The 23,661-nt window shown below is 40.4% G+C and carries 17 protein-coding genes and 2 pseudogenes; 15 read left to right on the top strand and 4 right to left on the bottom strand.

Annotation, left to right across the window (positions count from 1 at the left end):
• Positions 1–27 precede the first annotated feature (27 nt).
• Genes ACZ5AE_RS14725 through ACZ5AE_RS14710 form a run of 4 tightly spaced genes read right to left on the bottom strand, consistent with a single transcriptional unit; the run spans position 28 to position 2,884 of the window.
• On the bottom strand, positions 28–657 hold the full coding sequence (locus ACZ5AE_RS14725; RefSeq protein ID WP_464565051.1) for a DsbA family oxidoreductase: 630 nt from the start codon (positions 655–657) through the stop codon (positions 28–30).
• 14 nt (positions 658–671) lie between these two features.
• Entirely contained in the window at positions 672–1,649 is a 978-nt protein-coding gene (locus tag ACZ5AE_RS14720; RefSeq protein WP_464565049.1) for a pirin family protein, read from the bottom strand.
• Positions 1,650–1,658: 9 nt separating this feature from the next.
• The gene (locus ACZ5AE_RS14715) at positions 1,659–2,393 is read right to left on the bottom strand and encodes an NADP-dependent oxidoreductase (protein ID WP_464565048.1); all 735 of its coding nucleotides are present in this window, start codon (positions 2,391–2,393) and stop codon (positions 1,659–1,661) included.
• Positions 2,394–2,401: 8 nt separating this feature from the next.
• Positions 2,402–2,884, bottom strand: coding sequence for a VOC family protein (locus ACZ5AE_RS14710; protein WP_464565046.1), 483 nt, complete (start codon positions 2,882–2,884; stop codon positions 2,402–2,404).
• A 256-nt stretch (positions 2,885–3,140) separates the two neighbouring features.
• Here ACZ5AE_RS14710 and ACZ5AE_RS14705 point away from each other — a divergent pair, with 256 nt between their 5' ends.
• The 15 genes and pseudogenes from ACZ5AE_RS14705 to ACZ5AE_RS14635 all read left to right on the top strand — a co-directional run bounded on the left by ACZ5AE_RS14705 (position 3,141) and on the right by ACZ5AE_RS14635 (position 23,545).
• Positions 3,141–3,692: a TetR/AcrR family transcriptional regulator gene (locus ACZ5AE_RS14705; protein ID WP_464565044.1), complete on the top strand. Its 552-nt coding sequence runs from the start codon at positions 3,141–3,143 to the stop codon at positions 3,690–3,692.
• Between the two features lie 274 nt (positions 3,693–3,966).
• Positions 3,967–4,221 (top strand): annotated as a pseudogene (locus ACZ5AE_RS14700) (Tn3 family transposase); the annotation flags it as partial.
• Between the two features lie 417 nt (positions 4,222–4,638).
• Positions 4,639–4,761, top strand: a pseudogene (locus ACZ5AE_RS14695) (recombinase family protein); the annotation flags it as partial.
• Between the two features lie 504 nt (positions 4,762–5,265).
• Positions 5,266–7,851 carry a PBP1A family penicillin-binding protein gene (locus ACZ5AE_RS14690; RefSeq protein ID WP_464565043.1) on the top strand — a complete coding sequence of 862 codons (2,586 nt, stop codon included), beginning with the start codon at positions 5,266–5,268 and terminating at the stop codon, positions 7,849–7,851.
• A 473-nt stretch (positions 7,852–8,324) separates the two neighbouring features.
• A complete protein-coding gene (locus tag ACZ5AE_RS14685) occupies positions 8,325–9,014 on the top strand; it encodes a FadR/GntR family transcriptional regulator (RefSeq protein WP_464565041.1) in 690 nt (229 codons plus the stop codon).
• 86 nt (positions 9,015–9,100) lie between these two features.
• Positions 9,101–10,411: an FAD-binding oxidoreductase gene (locus ACZ5AE_RS14680; protein WP_464565040.1), complete on the top strand. Its 1,311-nt coding sequence runs from the start codon at positions 9,101–9,103 to the stop codon at positions 10,409–10,411.
• 2 nt (positions 10,412–10,413) lie between these two features.
• Positions 10,414–11,766, top strand: coding sequence for a (Fe-S)-binding protein (locus ACZ5AE_RS14675; RefSeq protein WP_464573638.1), 1,353 nt, complete (start codon positions 10,414–10,416; stop codon positions 11,764–11,766).
• Positions 11,766–13,232, top strand: coding sequence for an FAD-linked oxidase C-terminal domain-containing protein (locus ACZ5AE_RS14670; RefSeq protein ID WP_464565038.1), 1,467 nt, complete (start codon positions 11,766–11,768; stop codon positions 13,230–13,232). The genes ACZ5AE_RS14675 and ACZ5AE_RS14670 overlap by 1 nt, the downstream gene beginning before the upstream one ends.
• 81 nt (positions 13,233–13,313) lie before the next feature.
• The gene (locus ACZ5AE_RS14665) at positions 13,314–15,494 is read left to right on the top strand and encodes a malate synthase G (protein ID WP_464565036.1); all 2,181 of its coding nucleotides are present in this window, start codon (positions 13,314–13,316) and stop codon (positions 15,492–15,494) included.
• A 167-nt stretch (positions 15,495–15,661) separates the two neighbouring features.
• Positions 15,662–16,864, top strand: a complete 1,203-nt coding sequence (locus ACZ5AE_RS14660) for an NAD(P)-dependent malic enzyme (RefSeq protein WP_464573637.1) — start codon at positions 15,662–15,664, stop codon at positions 16,862–16,864.
• Between the two features lie 14 nt (positions 16,865–16,878).
• Entirely contained in the window at positions 16,879–17,658 is a 780-nt protein-coding gene (locus ACZ5AE_RS14655) for a fumarylacetoacetate hydrolase family protein (RefSeq protein WP_464565034.1), read from the top strand.
• A 75-nt stretch (positions 17,659–17,733) separates the two neighbouring features.
• Complete coding sequence (locus ACZ5AE_RS14650; RefSeq protein ID WP_464565032.1) at positions 17,734–18,510, top strand: IclR family transcriptional regulator; 777 nt, start codon at positions 17,734–17,736, stop codon at positions 18,508–18,510.
• Between the two features lie 395 nt (positions 18,511–18,905).
• Positions 18,906–20,600, top strand: coding sequence for an L-lactate permease (locus tag ACZ5AE_RS14645; protein WP_464565030.1), 1,695 nt, complete (start codon positions 18,906–18,908; stop codon positions 20,598–20,600).
• Positions 20,601–20,878: 278 nt separating this feature from the next.
• On the top strand, positions 20,879–21,802 hold the full coding sequence (locus ACZ5AE_RS14640; protein WP_464565028.1) for a VOC family protein: 924 nt from the start codon (positions 20,879–20,881) through the stop codon (positions 21,800–21,802).
• Between the two features lie 618 nt (positions 21,803–22,420).
• Entirely contained in the window at positions 22,421–23,545 is a 1,125-nt protein-coding gene (locus ACZ5AE_RS14635) for an NADH-dependent flavin oxidoreductase (RefSeq protein ID WP_464565026.1), read from the top strand.
• Positions 23,546–23,661 lie beyond the last annotated feature (116 nt).

Below are 23,661 nucleotides of genomic sequence, written 5' to 3'. Positions count from 1 at the left end.
AAAGTTTAGCACTACCATGCTCTTTAGTTATTTTATCGCAGCCTTTTTGAAAGTTTGTAAAAACACATTTACTGGCTGTAAACCTTGAATGATATATTGACCATCAATGATAAATGTTGGAACACTGTGGATACCTTTTGTATTTGCATCCCGTCTATCTGCATTGACTTCCTTAGTAAAAGCATCAGAATCAAGAATTTTTTTAGCTTCTTTCTTATTTAAGCCAACAGAGTCAACAAATTGTAATAATTCCTCTTCGTTATTTAGATTAGCCCCTTCTGTAAATAAGCCATAGAAGAATGCTTCCGTTAAATCTCTTGCTTTACCAAACGATGCAGCCCATTTTGTTAAACGGTGTGCCTTCAACGTATTAGCTGCCTTCATAATCTCATAATTGTAGTCAAGTCCAAATTGACTCGCTTGGTTTTTTATTTGTGCTGTTCTCTCCAACATCTCTGCCTTTGATTTATTGAACTTTTTCGCTAACATCTCTACCGTTGGAATAGCAACCTCAGTAGATGCCTCAGGTGTTAACTGAAAGGATTTTAATTCAAATTCAATTTCTTCGCCCCTTTGTTCGATAGCTTGATCTAATAGACGTTTACCCATATAGCTAAATGGACATGTGAAATCAGCATAAAATTGTACTTTCATCATTTTTCCCACCTTTTTTAGTATGATGTTTCTTGTATAAATGTTCCATTTCTATAACTAGCAAATGCTTCATTGATTTCTTCAACTGTATTCATAACAAATGGACCTCTTGCAACAACAGGCTGTTTAATTTGCTCCCCAGCGAAAATGACAAATTTTGTTCTTTCAGTTCCAGAAATAGGTATAATGTCTGCTGTTTCATTCTGTTCAAAATGTACGACATCAAACGTATTAATGTGTTGTTCACTTATTTTAGCCTTTCCTTCTAGCATATATAAATAACTATTGTAGCCAGCTAGAATAGGAAACTCATAGCTTGCACCCTCTTCAAGTGAAACTACGCTGTAAAGGAATGGCGTAAACAGTTTTAATGGTGATGCCACACCATTCACTTCACCTGCATATACTTCAATATTGCCACCTTCAATAGGAAGAGCTGGTACTTGTCCATGTGGTAAATCTTCATATTGACCAGGTACCTTTTTGTCATCACTTGATAAATTTACCCACAGTTGAAGAACCCGAACGTCTTCACCTGGGTCTGGATTCTCATTATGAATAATGCCGCTTCCTGCAGTCATAATTTGAAAATCCCCCTCGTATAATCTTCCACCGCCGCCTGTTTTACTATCATAATGTTGTAAATTTCCCTCAAGCACGTATGTCACAGTCTGTATCCCTTTATGCGGATGATCGGCAAATGTATTATGCGCAAATTTGTCATCAGCTAAAATGATAAAGGGATCATTATCCATTAAATTGTTAGGCTGCATCACATAGCGTAAGTGGCGACCATCACCTTGTTGCAATGGAATAGCTTGTATGGTACGAATAGACAACATAATAAACACCCTCCTCGTTATTTTTATGCAAAATTTTATAGTTTTTATCCATCTACCTAGTTCAGATTTTAACAATACTTTACCTGGTATTTTCTTTTCAATAATTGCTTCGTGAGCTTTTTTAGCTCCTTCTGCCGTTAATGGAAAAGTCATTGCAGTTTTTTACTTTAATCCCACTTGTTTATTCAAATCAAACAAGTAATTAATTGCTTCTTTTTCAGTCATTGAGGCAGACCTTCCACGCATCCCAATGATTTCAACGTTTTTATTGGACACAGTTGTTTGGGGATCAGTGGTTAACGTAACATAGCGTCCGTCTTCTTTTAATAAATTGACCCCATTTTCAACACCTTTACCAAGAAGTGAAGCATCTATGACTACATCTGCTGATCCATTTATTTTTTCCATCTCTTTTTGATCATTGTAGTCTACAAATCTATCTGCTCCCAAGGAAAGTACATACTCTTCATTTTTCTTACTTGCAACTCCAATAACTGTCAATCCACAATCCTTTGCTATTTGTGCAGCTATACTTCCTACTCCTCCTGAAGCTCCCAGAATCACTACAGTCTCGCCTTTTTTAATATGGCCATACCCAATTAATGCCCAATATGCGGTAATCCCAACACCAGAAAAACCAGCCGCTATTTCTATATCCATATCCTCTGGCTTATTAAAAATACGATTGTTATCTGCAACAACATATTCGGCATACCCAGAACTTGGCACCTTTGCAATGACTGTATCCCCGACTTGCACGTTAGTTACTTGACTGCGGATTTTTTCAGCAATTCCTAGCGCTTCAGTACCAGGAATAACTACTCTATTCAATGGAATCCCACCAGACCAAGCACCACTACGAACGATTGTTTCTACAGGATGTATGCTAGAATACAATACTTTGACTAAAACTTATAACCTAAGCGACGAGCATCAGGGTAAAATAAAGATTCATTGGTGGCTTCAGCCAGTTCAATTATATAGCCCGGTGCCAATAGCAATCGACCTTGTGCGCCCATGATGTTTTCAGTACGTGGTTGCAAGATCGGTATACCTAACTGTTTCGCTTTTTCATACACTGCTTCAATGGAATCCACCACAAACATACTGTTGGTGTGTTGAATGAAATCGGGTAATTGGCGCAACGACTTGTCATCAATCACCACCGCGGACACATTGCCCAACACCGATTGCAAGCCGATTACTTTCAAATTGAAGTATTCTTCCAATCGAAACTCATACTCCAAAATACCGTCCATGTGCTTAAGGTAGTTTTTCACATAGGCGAATTCTTGTCCAGGTTGCAAAAAAAGTCGTTCATAAGGACCAGAAATCAAGTGATTTTCTAAAAAAGTACGTTCGACTAAACTGTTTTTACGTTCACTCATTAAACTCTCCTCCTATAAATCTTTAGGCGTCAATACATATCGCTAATTACATCGATAACCTTGTGTAACGGAATAGCTTGATGGTTTGAATAGATTACATTAAAAACACTCCATTACTAAACTGTTATTATTGACAACACGTGTTGTATATAGGTATTATAAAATGCTGAGAGCCGTACTACCATAAACAGTTCTATATATCTGTCGCTTACACAACATTTCTTAAAAATTGTTGCCAAAGGAGAGGTAAAAAAATATGAATACGCAAACGACAGACCCCCGTGCCGTTCGGACACGGCAAATGATTATCGACGCTTTCAATCAGCTAATAGCTACCAAGAATTTCGATCAAATTTCTGTCAAAGATATAACAGCAATAGCGACAATTAATCGAGCCACATTTTATACTCACTTCGTTGATAAGTATGAATTACTTGATGTGGTGTTAACAGAAAGAATTAAGGATATCATGAAGGGACAATTTAACTGTAATCAGGAACTCAATGAGGAAACAGTCGTGCAAATGTTTCAATCAATTGTGCAAATACACGAAAATATGCATACGCATTGTAGGCGAGGCTATAATACATTTACTCAAATGATAGAGGAAAAAGTAAAAGAGCAATTAACGTTGATTGTAACCCGCATCTTACAAACTGAAAATCGCATAGAAGCAGCTATGTTTGGTTGGGCATTATACAGTTCATTTGTTGAATGGGAACGAACAAGTCAAGAGCCAGCCGAACAATTTGCGAAGAAAGCCACAACATCACTACTTCGAATAATCGATACGCCTCACCATATTTAACGTAACTCCTATTCATTGCACATAAAAATGGAGATATAAGGTCAAAGAGTATCTTTTACTTTAGGTTAATTCCAAAAGAAAGAGGAAAGGGAAAGAGCAAAACTCTTCATCAATAGGCGTTAGAGATATTAAAAAGTGACTTTTAAAGCTACCTATTATATTGGTTGTACTGTCCATAATAATTTACTAATTCTAAAAACATTCGAAAATAAGGGGTGTACAGTTTTGGAACGAAATAAAGTGTATAAGAGGAAAAATTAAAATATTGAGAAGAATGCGGGAACGAGGACTCCAAGACCAGCTTCAACGTACAAGTTCTTTAAATATTATAATTAACGCCATTAGCGTATGGAATACCGTATATCTTACCGAAGCAACAAATTTGTTGAAGGAAAAAGGGGATTTACGGGAAGAATTACTAAAACATATTTCGCCATTGGGATGGGAACATATCAATTTTCTTGGGGAATACATCTTTGATATGAAGAAAGTGGCAAGTTTACATTCGCTGCGCCCTCTTATTCAATAAATAATAAGCCGAATTTTCTTAGCGTAGGAAAACTCGGCTTTTATTTATGTCGAAATTTGCTTAGCGTATGTTTTGCGCTTTTTGTTGGTTGGACCACTAATAGGTCAATGCTTTGAAGCAATTCGAGCATTGGCCTTTTTTCGTTTTAGTGGACTAAAGCGATATGCTAATTGTGTGGACAACAATTTTCGGTAATTAAGTACCTTTAAGACCACTATTTCTTAAATAGAGACGAAGAAATTGACTAGGGTAATAGCAGCCCTAGAAGAAAAAACTATAAGAAATTATATAAAGGCTTTTTAGCTTGATAACCTTATTAAAAATTTAACTGAAATGACTATCCGTTCTATAACCATAACTTAATTCATTAATTGAAAGCCGAAGGCTGCGACAAGATTTACAGTAGAAATGAAAAGAAAAAATATGATTGTGGAACGAACCCAATAAGGGAAAGAGTTAGCTAAGCAGCGTGAAGATTTTAGAGTAGGCCGCCCGAGAAAATTTAAAAAGACACAAATTGAACACGTTTTGAAGTTGCTCTTACCATCAATAGTCGTCGCGAATCCCTCAGAGCCACAACATTTTTTCAACTCTTCCGACTTTACCCATGCACTGAAAACTCTCTCATTTTTCACAGAATACACTCTTTAATTGCGAAGTAAAATTATGGACACTATTCATTACAATCATTATTACTTTCTCCGGTTTCATTTTCCACACTTGAAATTGTCTCTCCCATAATGATTTTAATTAATCTAGCCAGCTGGCACCCCCATAAATAGTGTCGGGGTGGAAATAATAATACATATACCTTCCCGCTTTTCTGAAGGAAACTAACACTGCATTTTCTAGACCTTCAAATGCTTAGTAAAAACTGTTAAATGAATCAAAAGGATTACTGCTAATTTTTATAAGGTTTTCTCACCCATTGATAGTTCTTGGATGATACCAACTTTTATTTAAAAAACACCACAGGAACGGTTCGCCTCGTCCAAATCGGGGCCACATTCTTGTCCATGGTCTTGAAAGGTAGGAGAAAGAAACATGACAGAAAATGATTGGTCGCGGACTGAGCGGAGAAAAAACATACAAGAACAACAACAAAGTTCTTCAAAACAGGATGAGAACAAGAGGCCAAGAAAAGGATTTTGGAAAAAATTCTTATACATTTGTCTTACACTAGGAATTGTACTGTTCTTGTTTGGAGTGGGTGCTTTTTACTGGATCATTAAAGACGCTCCTAAGTTTGACGAAACGCTATTAAAAGATCCTTTATCTTCCAGATTCTTTGCTAGTGATGGAAAAACCGTCATTGCCGAAATCGGTAAAGAGAAACGGAATGAAATTAATACTAAGCAAATACCTGATATCTTAAAAAATGCTGTTTTGGCTACAGAGGATGCCCGTTTTTATCAGCATCATGGAATTGATGTTAAACGTACTCTTGTTGCTGTTTGGACGAATATTACGACTGGTTCTTCTCAAGGCGGCAGTACGATTACACAGCAAGTTGTGAAAAATTCTTTTTTATCAATTGAAAAAACCCCTACAAGAAAAGTGCAGGAATGGTATTTAGCCATTCAATTAGAAAAAAAGTTCTCTAAGGATCAAATCCTAGAAATGTATTTTAACAAGAATTTATATGGCAATGATGTATATGGCGTCGCAAAAGCGGCCGAAAGGTTCTTCGGGCTTGGTCCCGATGAGTTAAATAAATTAACACTGGAACAAGCTGCACTCCTTGCTGGGATTCCACAAAGTCCCAATAACTATACACCTACTGTTGAAAGTAATCTCGATTCAGCAGAAAAACGCAGAAATATGGTTCTTTATTATATGAATAGACATGGATATATTTCCAAATCAAAAATGGAGAAAGCGCAAAGTACACCAATTGAAGATACATTAAATATTCAAGAAGAGGCACCAAATAAGTATCAAGCCTTTGTTGATACAGCCATTGCAGAAGTACAAGAAAAAACAGGCGGGAATATTTTTGAAGATGGATTAGAAATTTACACAACCATTGACCCAAAAATCCAGCAAGTTACGGAAGATGTTCTTTCAACAAATGATTATATCGATTTTCCAGATAATGATAAGCTGCAAACAGCTGTTATCATTGCCGAGACCCAGACGGGAGCCATTAAAGCCATTGGCGGAGGAAGAAATTATCAAACCGGAAAATTTAACTATGCAACAAGGATTAACCGTCATCCTGGTTCTACGATTAAACCAATTCTTGACTACGGCCCAGCGATTGAAAAATTCAAATGGTCAACTGGACACATAATAAAAGATGAGAAGTATCAATACTCAAATGGAGCCCCTATTCAAAATGCAAGTCATACCTATGCAGGAGATAAAACGATTAGAGATCATCTGGCCTGGTCACGTAATATCCCAGCATTAAAAACATATCAGGAAGTAGGAGCAGACTATGCCACTGATTTTGCCAAAAGCCTTGGTTTTCCTATTACAGAATCTCAAAAAGCAAATGAATCGAATGCAATAGGCGCCATTGATGCTGCATCTCCTTTAAATATGGCTGGAGCGTATGCAGCTTTCGGGAATGGAGGTTACTATGCAAAACCATTTACTGTTTCCAAAATAATTTATCCCGATGGAACGGAAAAAAACTTAGCTTCAAGTAAAAAGAAGGTAATGGAAGACTCCACTGCCTTCCTCATCACAGATATGTTACGTACAGTGGTGGATTCAGGTACTGGAACCATGGCAAATGTTAGCGGTCTTGATATAGCTGGAAAAACAGGAACAACCAGCTTCGATCAATCAGCAATAAAGAAATACGGTTTACCTAATAATGCGACAAGAGATGCTTGGTTTGTAGGATATACACCGCAGTACACTGGTGCTGTTTGGACAGGATACAAAGAAACTACTTCTTCAGATGACTATTTAGGAAGCAAAAGCGAGCACTTCTCTAAATTAGCGTTTAAAGAGATTATGTCACGAGCAGCTGCCAGCACGGAAGGATTTATACCACCAAGCAGTGTTGGAAAATTAGGCAAGGAATACTATGTAAAAGGTGGAGAAAAGCCGCCGGCACCTAAGATTGATAAACCAACCAATGCTCAGACGAAATATGATGAAGCTTCAGATAGCATACAATTATCATGGAATTATGCGTCTGAAACCAGTTCAAAAACAACCTTTGATGTTACTTATACAGTGGATGGAAATACAACAAAACTAACATCCACAATTGAAAACCAAGCAGTACTTCAAAGCCCGGAGAAAGGAAAATCATACACATTTACGATCGTTGCCATTTCTGAAGAGATAAAAAGTGATCCAGCATCGGTTTCAATAACAGTAGAAGGAAAAACTAAAGTGCCAAACAGCCCAACCAATTTGCAAGCTTACTTTGATAAAAGCTCTAATAATATTGTTATTAGCTGGGACAACAATAATGCAAGTACTCAAAATGTCAAATTTACCGTTTGGTTTACTGTGAATGGCCGTACGTATAGATTGAACCCCATCTCAGTAACACATGCAACGTTAAGTAAGCCTAAACCAGGTCAAACTTATGCCATTTCTGTTACAGCAGCAAATGATGCAGGTACCAGTGCCCCGGCCGCTACTTCAGTTACAGTTGAATACTAATACTGAAAGTAGCAACGAGTGACACCACTGGGACGGTTCATAACGGAGGCAATCGGAAGTTTTGCGCGCAAAAAGGCACAACTAGTGGTACTTAGCTAGTTGTGCCTTTGTTCTATCTTATACCTAAGATATAGTCGCAAATTTTTTGATTGAAATGACATGCAGGCGATTATGAATAAATAAATTATCATCATTTTTGGAGAAAAAGGTTTTTTCGTAACAGGTTAGATAATAAACAGTATATTTAGGATAAGTTCATAAATAAGATGAGGTGCAAATAATGATTGATAAGCTTCTGTTATTTCATTCACCTTCTTAGGAAGAGTTTATCAGTAGTCACGAACTGTCCCCATACATCACAATAAATATTTTATTCCGAAAATTCATTGAATTTTTTTGTTAAAGGTGGTTTAATATAGGTAATCGTCATTACTTATCAGATATGTGATATCTGAAAGGAAGGGGGGAGATGTTTGGAAATACAAAAGATCTCGACGAAAAAAGTATCCGATTCAGTTGCTGAGCAAATCGAGGAAATGATTAGATCCGGAACGTTTCAGGTGGGAACAAAGCTTCCTTCGGTCAGGGAACTATGTGAAATGTTTGGTGTTGGCCGTTCCGCAGTCCGTGATGCTATTACGACTTTAAAAGGAAAAGGTATTGTCGATGTAAAGCAGGGAGAAGGAACCTATATTTTGGAATTTGACTCAACGAGACTCTTCAACAATCATTTGCTGCTTACCCAACCAAGAGATATCAGTGAACTTTATCAAGTTAGAAAGATTTTAGAACCAGGGATTGCGGAGCTAGCCGCTATAAATCGGACAGAAGCAGATCTGCATGTAATGGCAGAAATCTTCGCCAACCCAACTATGAATGGGTGGGATTCCGATTATCTGTTACATACAGCCATCGCCAAAGCGGCAGGAAATGAAATTATTATTCAACTTTTGGAATTTATCTCGACAACAATGAAGAATGCCATGATTGATTTCCACCACTATATTAAGAAAAACCCAGCCACTGCTCAGATGATAGAAAAACAACATTATAAAATCTATGAATCCATTAAGCTTGGAATACCGGAGAATGCGAAACAGATGATGATGGAACACTTGGATTACGTCGAAAAAGAGCTTTTGAACAGTATTGCCATACAATAAGCTAAGCAGGCCGACATAATGATTTCATTTTTTTTAAGAAATAGCAGAAACTAAGTTGCTCATTACGCAACTAGGAGGTGTTGGCAGTGATTGCCACAGAACTTTTATCAGAGTTACAAGCCATTCTATCACCAGAGCGAGTCATCGAAGGGGATAAAAACCATCCGCTTGGAAATAGCGGCCTAGTAAAGGTGTATCCGCAAACAGAAGAAGAAATTTCAAGCATTCTCAAATTTGCCAATGAGAATGGTAAAACGGTATTCGTAGAAGGCAATGGAACCAAAAAGGGATTTGGTGGTTTAACCGAATCAGCCGATATTTTACTTTCACTATCAAACTATAAGGGAATTGTAGAACATGTTGTCGGTGATATGACGTTAACTGCTAAGGCCGGGACAAATTTTAAGGAATTGCAGGAGTATTTGGCGCAGTTTAAGCAAAAAATTTCACTCGATCCTACTTGTCCAGAGTCAGCAACGATTGGCGGAATTGTCGCAGCTAATGATAGCGGTCCCAAGCGGCTCGGTTATGGCTCATCAAGAGACGTTGTGATTGGGCTAAGAATCGTTTACCCGGACGGGAAAGTGATTCGGTCAGGCGGACGTGTGGTCAAAAATGTCGCCGGTTATGACATGAATAAATTGTTTATCGGTTCGATGGGTACACTGGGCGTGATAACTGAAGTAACCGTAAAGCTTCGACCGCTCCCTAAATATGAAAGTTTGAATTTAGTATTATTTCCACAAGGAAATATGGAAGAAATCAGGGCGTTTAGCACCAAGCTTCTGGATTCTACGATGGAACCTGTAACGCTGGAGTTGCTTAGTCCATCATTGTCGAAAAAACTGATAGGTCAAAGCTGTTATACAATCGTTGTTGGTCTGGAGGATGTTGAATCATCCGTTCGCTATCAAGAAAGCTTTATCCAGAACATTCAGCCGGCCCATTCAGAATTGAAAGTTCTTTCTCAACAAGAAGCACAGTCTTTTTGGAACCAATTTTACTCTCTTTCACCAAACTCCTCCACAGATTCAACACAAACTTCTTTGAAAATTGGTGTCGTTAACATGGATGTAACGCACGTAATAAATGAAAGTCATCTCCTTAGTGATTCTCACAACTTAGAGGTCGAAGCCCATGGCGGGTTAGGACACGGCTTATGTCAAATTAACCTTAGCGGTTCAAAGGACGATATCATTTCAGCCATTCAGCAAACAAGAGAATTGTCCACAAAACTCGGCGGGTACACTGTCATAAAGCATTTGCCTTTTGCCTTAAGACAGGAAGTAGACACCTGGGGTAACAAGCCATCACATTTCTTCCTATTAGAAGGGATCAAATCCAAGGTTGACCCGAATAGAGTTCTCAATCCTAAACGATTTGTGGGAGGGATTTAATGATGAGTCTTATAGAAGCGGATTTAAAGAAAGACCCAGCATGTACTACTAGTTTAAGTAATTATCTGGCGAAGGATCACCCAGATGAAAGCAAATGGGCAGATTGTGTACATTGTGGGATGTGTTTGGAATCATGCCCGACATATGAAATTACTGGTCAGGAGCAGCATTCACCCCGCGGCCGCGTCCATTTGATAAAATCGGTTGCGGAAGGGCGGCTCACTCTCAATGAACAGTTTATGGATCCGGTTTTCGCTTGTCTTGACTGCCGTGCTTGTACGACTGCCTGTCCAGCAGATGTGGAAGTCGGCGGGCTGATTGAAGAAGCCCGCGGCCAGATTCGCCAAGCAATGCCGTTAACAGGAGTAAAAGGTGCGGTAAGCAAGGTGTTCCTGCAAGGGTTATTCCCGCATCAAAATCGTCTCAATAAACTCGGAAGCCTGTTGCGATTTTATCAAAAGAGCGGTATGCAAAAGGTCGTTAGAAAGTCAAAACTGATTAATATCATGCCGCAGCATCTTGTCGATATGGAAGCGATCATGCCCGAGGTGAAAGAGCCTGTTCGAAAAAAATACAAAGATGTCAAAGTCATTAAGTCCAAAGGGGAAACAAAGCGCGAGGTGGCATTCTTAACAGGCTGTGTGATGGACGTGATGTTTAGTGATATTAATGAAGCAACGATTAACGTATTAACCCGTAACGGGAATGATGTTACGATTCCAAAGAACCAAACCTGCTGCGGAGCATTGCATGTCCATGCGGGGGACCGTGACATGGGAAGAAAGCTTGCAAAACAAAATATTGAGGCATTTAAGAATTCTGATAAGGTGATTGTCAATGCAGCTGGCTGTGGCTGTGCCTTAAAGGAATATCCGGAGTTGTTCCGGGATGATCCTGAATGGCATAAAAAGGCGGAAGAGTTTTCTGCGAAAGTGGAGGACATTTCGAAACACCTTTATGATACTGGCTACGAAATCCCAAAAGCGGAACTAAAAACCCGGATTACTTATCACGATGCCTGCCATTTGGCGCATGGACAGGGGATCCGTCAGGAACCGCGTGATCTGCTGCTCAATATTCCTGGAGTGGAAATGGTTCATATGCCAAATTCAGACCGTTGCTGCGGCAGTGCTGGAATCTACAATATTACGAATCCGGAAATGGCCTCTCTTGTCCTAGAAAACAAAATGCAAAATGTCCCTGAAGATGTCGAAATGATTTCGATGGGGAACCCAGGCTGTATGCTGCAGATGGCGATGGGTGTACAAAAGCATGGCAGGAACCAAAAAATTGTCCACACAGTTCAGCTGCTCGATTGGGCTTACCAAAAAGAAGACGGCAAGGGGGAACTCTAATGGCGGTCAAGGGAATCAAATCAACCGATCGGCATATTTTAAATCTTGCAAATATCGTAGGAGCCGCCCGGTCGATTATTTACAAAAAAGAAGATCTCATAGCCTATGACTGTGATGGCTTCACATTACACAGGCATTTGCCCAAAGCCGTTGTATTTCCGAAAAACACCGAGGAAGTAGCAGCCCTAGTTAAATATTGTTCCAATCATCAGCTGCCATTCCTCGCACGGGGAGCAGGAACAGGCTTAAGCGGTGGGGCCATCCCTTTAAATGGTGAGGTCATTATTAGCTTGGTTCGAATGAAAAAGTTGTTAAGTGTTGACTTCGAGAATCGACGTGCCGTTGTCCAACCAGGTTTTGTCAATTTGAAGCTGACGAACTCCATTTCTGATAAGGGCTATTATTATGCACCAGATCCATCCAGCCAATATTGTTGTACCATTGGCGGCAATGTTGCCGAAAATGCTGGAGGTGCGCATTGTTTAAAATACGGGGTAACCACCAACCATATCCTTGGGCTTGAGGTTGTTCTGCCAAATGGCGAAATTATTGAAATTGGCGCAAACGGTATTCCTGATGAACCGGGCTATGATTTACTCGGCCTATTAACAGGTTCTGAAGGTACATTGGGAATTGTGACGAAAATAACCGTCCGCATTTTGAAAAATCCAGAATCTAAGAAAACGGTGCTGGCTTATTTTGATAAAGTGGAAGACGGCTCTCAGGCTGTTTCTGATATTGTGTCGGCAGGGATCGTTCCTGCTGCCCTGGAAATGATGGATAAAACAGCGATTGAAGGGGTAGAGGCAGCCGCATTTCCAGTCGGGCATCCAAAGGATATTGAAGCCGTGTTGCTAATTGAGGTCGATGGCATTGAAGCGGGTTTGGATGAGCAAATCAACCAAATCCTAGAAGTCTGCAAAAAAAGGAATGTACGTGAGGTAAGAGCTGCAAAGGACGAGGCGGAACGCGGCAGATGGTGGGCGAATCGGAAAACTGGATTCGGTGCAATGGGGGCGATTTCTCCAGATTATTTAGTACAGGATGGCGTTATTCCACGCAGCAAATTGCCGGAAGTTCTAAATAAAATTAACAAAATTAGTGAAGAATCCGGCCTCCGGATTGCGAATATTTTTCATGCGGGAGATGGGAACCTGCACCCGTTAGTTCTTTTTGACGCGAGAATACCTGGACAAAATGAAAAGGCTTTGGAAGCAGGAAGTGCCTGTCTGCAGGCTTGCGCAGATGTGGGCGGCACCATCACCGGTGAGCATGGCGTAGGTATTGAGAAAAGAGAAGAAATGCGCTTCGTCTTCACTGATGAAGAAATTATCGCACAAACGGATATTCGCGAGGTCTTTAATCCTGATAATCTATTAAATGCCGGAAAGCTATTCCCGACGCCGGGACGATGCGTGGAAATTAAGAGGGATCTTAAAGAAAAGGAAACTGCCATTCCATCCTAATTTTGGCGCACCTGCTCAGTTCGTCATTAACCCATTTATCGAAACTACTATTTTTACCAAATCTAAGGAGGAACTCACATCATGCCTAACTATGTAAAAAAGGGAAATCTTCAAGTAGCCCAGGAACTCTATGAATTTATTAACGCGGAAGCTCTTCCAGAAAGCGGGTTGACTGCCGATCAATTTTGGTCTGGATTTGAAACGTTAATCACCGACTTAACGCCAAAAAACAAGGAGCTTCTGGCGGTTCGTGATGATATTCAAAGCAAACTGAACACATGGTATCGCGAGAACAATGGAAACTTTGACTTCGAAGCGTATAAGTCATTTTTAACAGAGATTGGCTATCTTGAACCAGAAGTAGAAGATTTTGAGATTACAACTGAAAATGTGGATGACGAAATCGCTGTTCAAGCGGGACCACAGTTGGTTGTACCAGTCAATAATGCTCGCTATGCCATTAATGCGGCCAACGCCCGCTGGGGAAGTCTTTATGATGCACTTTATGGAACAGATGCAATCAGCGAAGAAGATGGTGCTAGCCGGGAGGGCGGTTACAATCCTGTACGCGGCGCAAAGGTCATTGAGTTTGCGAGGAATTTTCTAGACAAATCTGCTCCATTAAAAGGTGCCTCACATAAGGACGCGGTTTCCTACACCGTAGCTGATGGTAAACTACAGGTCGCCTTAAGTAATGGTACAACCTCAGGATTACAAGATGAAGCTAAGTTTGTCGGCTATCAGGGTTCACAGGAGAATCCTTCCGCCATTCTTTTAATAAATAATGGACTCCATTTTGAAATCCAAATCGACCGAAATCATTCAATTGGCGCTACGGATGAGGCTGGTGTGAAAGATGTGATCATTGAGTCGGCGATAACAACGATCATGGACTGCGAAGATTCTGTAGCGGCCGTTGATGCTGAAGACAAAGTACTTGTCTATCGTAACTGGTTAGGCCTTATGAAAGGGACACTTTCAGCTACGTTTGAAAAAGGCAATAAAACGATGACACGGACACTTAATCCGGATCGCAGCTACCTGTCTCCTGCAGGCGAGAAAATCACCTTAAAAGGCAGATCTCTACTATTTGTCCGCAATGTCGGACATTTGATGGCCAATAGCGCGATTCTAGATCCAAATGGCGAGGAAATTCAGGAAGGTATTTTAGATGCGGTTCTGACTAGCCTTATTGCCAAACATACACTCTTAGGTAATGGTCCATTCCAAAACACGGAGAAGGGTTCCATCTACATTGTAAAGCCAAAAATGCATGGTTCAGAAGAGGTTGCTTTTGCCAATCAGCTGTTTGACCGTGTTGAAGATTTGCTTGGACTTGAGCGGAATACTTTAAAAATCGGTGTCATGGATGAAGAACGCCGAACCACTTTGAACTTGAAGGCATGCATTAAAGAAGTAAAAGAACGGATTGTGTTTATTAATACAGGGTTCCTTGACAGAACAGGCGATGAAATTCATTCTTCCATGGAAGCAGGTCCAATGATTCGCAAAAATGATATAAAATCATCCAAATGGCTGCAGGGCTATGAACAATCTAATGTGATTGCCGGACTTTCAAGCGGATTCATGGGCCGTGCCCAGGTCGGCAAAGGCATGTGGGCTATGCCCGATTTAATGGCTGAAATGCTAAAGCAAAAAATCGGTCATGTAAAAACTGGAGCCACTACAGCTTGGGTGCCATCTCCGACTGCTGCAACATTGCATGCCCTGCACTACCATGAAGTAGATGTAAAAGAGGTACAGAATGAAATGCTACATCAAACTGGAGACTTCCAAGATGATATCTTACAAGTCCCTGTTGCAAAGAACCCATCCTGGACTCCTGAAGAAATCCAGGAAGAGCTCGACAACAACTGCCAAACCCTTTTAGGTTATGTTGTCCGCTGGGTAGAACAAGGGGTCGGCTGTTCGAAAGTATTAGATATCAATAACGTAGGGTTAATGGAAGACCGCGCTACATTACGGATTTCCAGCCAGCATTTAGCAAACTGGCTTCACCATGGTATTTGTACAAAAGAGCAAATTCTTGAAACATTGCAGCGCATGGCCAAGGTTGTTGATAAGCAAAATGCAGGAGATCCGTTGTATCACAACATGGCCCCGAACTATGACGACTCCATTGCCTTCCAGGCTGCCTGCGACTTGATTTTTGAAGGCTATGACCAGCCAAATGGCTATACCGAGCCAATCCTGCATCGTAGACGAATTGAAGCAAAGGCTAAGTTCGCGGTAAAACAATAATCCGAATCAGAATCGATGAAATTCCGGGGCATTCTGGTAATGAGAATGCCTTGGAAAAAAATCAGCAGTTTAAAGTATCCGTTGAAATGAGAGACTCACCAAGCCTAAGACCGCCATTTTCAACATTACTTATACTTTTTGAAAAAATAAATGGAGGTTATGAGGCTATGCAAAACCTAAGGGAGACTTCGCTGGAACTTCACATGCAGTCAAAGGGAAAAATAAATATCAATGTTAAGGTTCCGGTGGAAAATGCATATGATTTAAGCTTGGCTTATTCACCGGGGGTGGCAGAGCCTTGTAAAGAAATTTATCAGAGCCCTGAAAAAATCTACGACTATACGATTAAAGGAAATCTTGTCGCGGTCGTATCCGATGGATCAGCCGTATTGGGCCTCGGCAACATTGGTCCAGCTGCTGCAATGCCCGTTATGGAAGGAAAAGCTGCATTGTTTAAGGCTTTCGCTGATGTGGACGCATTTCCAATCTGTTTGAATACAAATGATGTGGAGCAAATTATCCAAACGGTAAAATTACTGGAACCAACATTTGGCGGTATTAATTTGGAAGACATTGCAGCACCAAATTGCTTCATTATCGAAGAAAGACTAAAAAGAGAAATGAACATCCCTGTTTTCCATGATGATCAGCATGGAACCGCAATCGTCACGGCAGCTGGATTAATTAACGCATTAAAGGTAGTTGGCAAACGTCTCGAAGATACGAGAGTAGTAGTCAATGGCGCAGGTGCCGCGGGAATTGCCATTACAAAACTGCTTTTAAGTATGGGAGTCTGTGACATCATTTTGTGTGACACAAAGGGCGCAATCTATGAGGGACGCCAAACAGGAATGAATTCAATGAAAGACTCCATTGCCAAGGTGACAAACAAGAGCCATATTCAAGGTGATTTAACAGAAGTAATTAAAGGAGTAGACGTGTTCATCGGTGTATCTGCCGCCGGAGCAGTGTCACAAGAGATGGTCATGTCCATGAACGAGAATGCGATTATTTTTGCCATGGCTAACCCGATTCCTGAAATCATGCCTGATGAGGCAATGGAAGCTGGAGCAGCAGTGGTAGGGACAGGACGCTCCGATTTACCAAACCAGGTTAACAATGTTCTCGCATTCCCTGGTATTTTTAAAGGGGCGCTGAAGGTCCATGCTTCTGAAATAAATGAAGAAATGAAGCTGGCTGCTGTTTATGCCATTGCCAACTTGATCACGTCGGAAGAACTTTCCCGCGAATATGTGATTCCACATCCATTTGATAAAAGAGTTACAGAAGCAGTAACCGATGCAGTTGCTGAAGCTGCCATTAAAACAGGAGTCGCACGTAAGAAAATCGAGCAAGAAAAAACAGTTTGAGAGGAAGTAATGTAATGAAATTTACTAGATTTACACAAGGTTCATCTGTTTATACAGGTGTGATAAAAGATAGCACCATCCAGGAAATTAAAGGTGATATGTTTGGAGAATGGGAGTATACAGGGAACAGTTTCTCTGCAGCTGACGTGAAATTTCTGGCGCCATTTGAACCAAACCACATCATCGGAATTGGTGCAAACTATGTTTCTAAGCTTGAAGACCTGCCTTCAGAACTTCCGGAAATTCCAGTTTTCTTCTTTAAACCAACCTCATCCGTTATTGGACCAGAAGAAGAAATCATCATTCCTGAGGGAATTGAACAGGTAAAGTTCGAATCTGAGTTAGCCATCGTCATTGGAAAAGAAGCTAAGAACGTTCCTGAATCAGAAGTGTTGGACTATGTATTTGGATATACGGTTGGAAACGATGTGACAGCGCCTCAATTTTTCCACAAGGACGGGCATTGGACAATCGGCAAGTCCTTTGATACCTTCACACCGCTGGGACCAGTGATCGAAACAGAACTGGATCCATTCAATGTAAAGGTTGAAGCAAGACTTAATGGTGTGGAGAAGCAAAACAGTGCTACCGAGTTAATGATTATTCCGATCCGAAAAATGGTATCTTATTTGACAAAAGTGATGACTCTTAAGCCGGGAGATGTGATCTTGACAGGCAGTCCGCTTGGAGCTGAGCTGGTTGGTTCCGGAGATACTATTGAATGTGAAATTAAAGAAATTGGGACTTTGCGTAATACATTTGTATTGGCAAAAGAGTCCGTTAAATCTAATTAAATCCCTTGCATTGGCCGGTAAAAGATTTATGCTTTAATGTAACCTAAAAGGGACAGTATTTTGAGGTGAGCGAAGATGGAGAGAGAGAATATGGTCAAATCTGTAGGCAGGGCATTGGACATTATTCATTTGGTGAGTTTAAAAAAGGACGGACTAGGTGTTACAGAGATTGCTAAACAAATAGATATCAATAAAAGCTCTGTTTACCGCATCCTATCAACATTTGTCCAGTATGGTTATATCGAGCAAGATGAAGTTACCGGCCGCTATAAACTGGGTTATAAATTTTTGGATATCAGTTCAAAGCTGCTTGAATCCATTGATCTAAGGGCTGAGGCAAAGCCATTCTTAAAACAATTGGAAAGCGAAACCAATGAAGTCATCCATCTTGTTGTTTATGATCAAGGAGAAGTAGTTTATATCGAAAAATTAGAAGGAACTGAAACGTTACGAATGCATTCCAAAGTAGGAAAAAGGGCTCCCATGCATAGTACTTCGGTCGGTAAAGCAATCCTTGCTTTTCAGCCTACTGATGTTGTGCAGGAAATTCTTGAACGAAAAGGCATGCCGATGTACACAGATAAAACCATTACCAATAAAGACGATTTTTTCCGGGAATTAGCGGACGTAAGACGGAAGGGCTATGCACTTGATTTAGAAGAAAATGAATATGGAATTACATGCATTGCAGTACCGTTATTTGATTATTCGGGCAAAGTTATTGCGGCAGCCAGCCTGTCTGGTCCAACGATTCGAATGACGGATGATCGATTAAAACGACTGGAAGCACGAATGCTGCAAATAGCTAAACAAATATCATCTCGACTGGGTTTTGAGAATAGAGTTAGTTAAAAAAATATTTGACTAGTATAAATGATATACTAGTCAAATTATTTTTGATGGCTTTAATTATAATTTTCTAAAAATTATTGTAATTCAGTTAAAAATACGTATAATAAAAGAGTGGACGAAACATGTTATATAACAATTGAACTATTGTTATATAACATGTTTCGTCCATAGCAACAAATTAAAAGGTTGTTTCTTAATAAGAAACGGAGAGGGGTGAAAGTTTTAAATTTAAAAAAATTAAAGTGTGATATTGCTGCCGTTTCACATTCACTTACATATTAATCAGTCATCATAGAAATCTATTGATTTATCCATCAGAACTATTCATTTTTAGGTCTGAATAGGGAAAAGACCGATACATGAAAATTTTAATTTTTTTATGATGGGGGATTACTATGACATTTACACAAAATTTTACCGCGGTGGGAGATAGTCTCGCCTTATCCGCTTTGGTTGCACTTGTACCAATTTTATATTTTTTCTGGGCTTTAGCCATAAAACGCATGAAGGGCTATCTAGCCGGATTAACAACACTGCTAATTGCTTTAATACTTGCAGTTGTTGCATTTAAAATGCCTGCCGGTATGGCCGTCATGTCTGCCACGCAGGGGGCAGTTTATGGAATATTGCCAATTGGCTGGATCATTATTTCTTCAGTATTCCTATACAAGTTAACTGTCAAAACTGGCCAATTCGATATTATCCGTAATTCGGTCGTTTCACTCACCGAGGACAGACGTCTTCAAGCACTTTTGGTAGCGTTCTCATTTGGAGCTTTCCTTGAGGGAGCCGCAGGTTTTGGCGCTCCGGTTGCCATTTCGGCAGCACTGCTTGTGGGTCTGGGCTTTAATCCACTTTACGCTGCTGGCTTATGTTTAATTGCCAATACAGCCCCTGTTGCATTTGGTGCAATTGGTACACCAATTATTGCTGTTGAGGGACCAACAGGGATTTCGGCATTGGAAATTTCTAAAATGGTAGGACGTCAGCTGCCGTTCTTATCATTGTTCGTTCCGTTCTATTTAGTTGTCATTATGGCAGGCTTTAAGAAAGCGCTGGAAATCTTACCGGCCATTTTCATCACAGGGTTTTCTTTCGCTTTAACTCAATATTTGAGCTCTAACTTCCTTGGTCCTGAACTCCCAGATATTTTATCCGCACTCGTTTCTTTATTTGCTTTAGCAATCTTCTTGAAATTCTGGAAACCTAAAACCATCTTCCGCTTCTCAGCTGAACAAGAATTAGCTGCATCCGTGACAGCTAAAATATCAAATAACCAGCAATCAAAATTTTCAGGAGGCCAAATTTTTAAAGCATGGTCGCCATTTCTTGTATTAACTGCGTTTATAACGGTTTGGGGAATCCCAACAGTCAAATTGGCTCTGGCAGGCCATTATGAAGGAACAAATGTAATTTTGAAAGCAGTAAACATTCTTGGGCACGCCTTAACGTTAATGCCTGAAGTTCCATTATTAAATAACAAAGTCATTAATTCTGCCGGTACTCCAGTTGCTGCTATTTATAAGTTGGAAATCTTGGGTGCAGCCGGTACATCAGTCCTTATTGCGGCCATTGTCACCAAGTTTATCGTTAAAATTTCTTGGAAAGAATGGGTTGCAACCTTTGGTGAAACGCTAAATGAATTGAAGTACCCGATCATTACAATCGCTTCAGTTGTTGGGTTTGCCTACGTTACAAACGCTTCAGGGATGAGTACAACACTTGGAATGACATTGGCTAAAACAGGTACACTATTTGCCTTTTTCTCTCCAGTCCTTGGATGGTTAGGTGTATTTATCACTGGGTCAGATACTTCATCGAACCTTTTGTTCGGTGCGATGCAGAAGGTAACAGCGTTGAACCTTGGTATGGATCCAGTGTTAGCAGTCGCTGCAAACTCTTCGGGCGGGGTTACCGGAAAAATGATTTCGCCACAATCGATTGCTGTAGCGTGTGCAGCTGTTGGCCTGGCAGGAAAAGAGGCAGACTTGTTCCGCTTTACCGTTAAACACAGTATTGTTTTGGTGGTTATCGTCTGTATCATGACATTCCTGCAAAATAGCAGTATATTAGGTTGGATGGTTCCATAAAATAGAATCCAATTCGTTTCGGTTTAGGTCAGCCAAATTATAGGCTGGCCTTTTTGGGATACTTGGTGGAAATACATTGCCTACGGGCGGTGTAAATGACTATTAATCCTTAAAGAAAACATAGTTTCAAAAATAAAAATCTAAGGAAACAATTAATTATTTGATGAGAATCAGATGAAAAATAATGCACTTTAACTGTCTCTACGCATTTTAAGTACTTGAATTTTTTCCATATTTTTGTAGCATATATATTATCAGGTAAAAAAGGAGGAATCACTTTGTCAAAAACAAATCAAAAAATCGTTCCGCATTTATGGTATGACAAAGAGGCTAAGGAAGCAGCAGAGTTTTACGTTTCGATATTTCCAGATTCAAAAATTACTGATATAACAACGCTCCACGACACACCCTCGGGCGACTCCGATATCGTCACTTTTGAGCTATGGGGGCAGAAGTTCATGGCAATCAGCGCAGGGCCTTTTTTCAAACTCAATCCGTCGATATCTTTTATTGTTAATTTTGACCCATCTCAAGAAAAGGACGCGAGAGATAAAATTGATGAGGTTTGGAACAAATTATCCGATGGTGGCACTGCGTTAATGCCGCTTGATAAGTATCCGTTCAGTGAAAGGTATGGCTGGATTCAGGATAAGTTTGGTTTGACATGGCAGTTAATGCTTACCAATCCGGAAGGTGAAGAGCGTCCTCCATTAATTCCATCGTTTTTGTTTGTCGGTGATCAATGTGGTAACGCGGAAGAGGCGGTTAATTTTTATTTATCAGTATTTAAGAACGCGAAGCAGGGTCTTATCGCCCGCTACCCTAAGGGAATGGAACCTGACAAAGAAGGAACAGTCATGTTCAGTGAATTCATGCTTGAAAATCAATGGTTTGCTGCAATGGATAGCGGCCATGAGCATAAATTCGGTTTTAATGAGGCTTTCTCATTTATGGTATACTGTGATACTCAAGAAGAGATTGATTACTACTGGGAAAAGCTATCTAAGGTTCCTGAAGCGGAGCAATGCGGCTGGCTGAAGGACCAGTATGGTATATCCTGGCAAATTGTGCCTAGTGAGATGGACGAGATGATGAGCAAGAGTACACCTGAGCAACTTGAACGCGTAACGAAAGCATTTCTTAAAATGAAGAAATTTGACCTTGAGGAATTACGGAGAGCATACAAGGGATCAAGGGATTAGCGCTTATGGGTTGCTAGGAGTGCTGGTTTTACTCCCACAACGGTATACATAATGTAGCTGCATCAAGGCTTTCAACTAAATTAGTTGGAAGTCTTCTTTTTTGTATTTATTACTAAATCGTGTCTTAAATCATTTATCATAAATAGAAGTGGAAACGACTTAGTTTTCTGGGTTTTCACAATAATGATACACAACCGTCCGAGTTTATTGGAAGTTACCGGACTAGCTCTGTATTTTTAAGACCATTAAGAGTAGTTGAGTCGAAGGGAAAATTCTTTAATCCCCATCTTATAGACCAATATAAGTGCAATGAAGACCAAAACGACCCATGCCAAGGCGCAAAATGGTCTTCATAAGGGCAATGAAGACCAAAACGACCCATGCCAAGCGGCAAAATGGTCTTCATAAGGGCAATGAAGACCAAAACGACTCAAGCTAAGGCGCAAAATGGTCTTCATAAGAGCAATAAAAGAACAATATGGCTTGTCCAAGGAGGCATACTGTTAAATCCTCCTCAATTGGAAGTGTTTTCAATGGTCTCGAACCGGCCCCATGCATCACCTTCCTTTGTTAGGGAAAAGTATGGATGAACATAATTTCATTTTGGGGGATCATACATTGAATTCTAAATATAAAGCTTTGTTTGAGTCTTTTTCTTTTCCATGTGGTGTTGAATTGAAAAATCGGATTGTGATGGCGCCGATGACTAATTTTTCTTCGAATCAGGATGGGACGGTTTCGGATGCAGAAGTAAAATATTATGCAAGGCGGTCTGGCGGTGTAGGAATGGTGATTACTGCTTGTACATATGTTACTGCAAATGGCAAGGGATTTAATGGAGAATTTGGCGCTGATTCTGATGAATTAATCCCCAGTTTACGCCAACTGGCCATCGGCATTAAAGAGCAGGGTGCAAAAGCTATACTGCAAATTTTCCATGGCGGGAGGCAGGTTCCTCCTCAATTAGTGCCAAACGGTGATGTTGTCAGTGCTAGTGCCATTCCGTCTGAAGGGACAGGAAAGCCTGTTCCTAGAGAACTGCCGGAAGAGGAAATTAAAGCAATTATTAAAGCATTTGGAGAAACAACTAGAAGGGCCATTGAAGCAGGATATGATGGTGTTGAAATCCATGGGGCAAATGGCTACCTTATTCAGCAATTCTTTTCACCGCATTCCAATCGCCGGGATGACCGATGGGGAGGCAGCATAGAAAAAAGATTGACCTTTCCACTGGCAATTGTCGATGAAGTGAAAAGGGTTGTTGACGAAAATACAAATGAACCTTTCATTGTGGGCTACCGATTTTCCCCGGAAGAACCGGAAACGCCTGGGATTACGATGGCAGATACTTTGGTGCTAATCGATGCGCTGGCGGATAAGAACCTTGATTATCTCCATGTTTCATTAATTGACTTCTGGTCAAAACCAAGAAGAGGCGTGGACGATACCCGTTCTCGAATCGAAATTATACAGGAACGCATTGGCAGTAAGGTACCTGTTATAGGGGTGGGATCACTATATTCTGCAGACGATGTCCTTCGGGCAAAGGAGACTGGGCTGCCGCTTATTGCGATGGGCCGGGAATTAATTATTGATCCAGATTGGGTTCAAAAGGTTGCTGAAGGCAAGGAAGATGAAATTATTACTAAAATTGACAAAGGAAAGCAGGAGGAACTAATGGTTCCTGACCCATTGTGGCAGGCTATTATCCATTCTCCGGGCTGGTTTCCAGGTATTGAATAGAGGACTTCTTAAGAACCTTATCTTTTTGTACAAAGTCGTTAATTAATTTTCACACTCTGTTGAATGGAGCGGAAGGTGCGAAGACTCCTGAGGGAGTACGGGGCTGGGAAGACCTC

The organism is Neobacillus sp. S1227, assembly GCF_055385255.1.
Note: the sequence above shows the minus strand (reverse complement) of the source record. Positions and strands in the feature narration are given on the sequence as shown.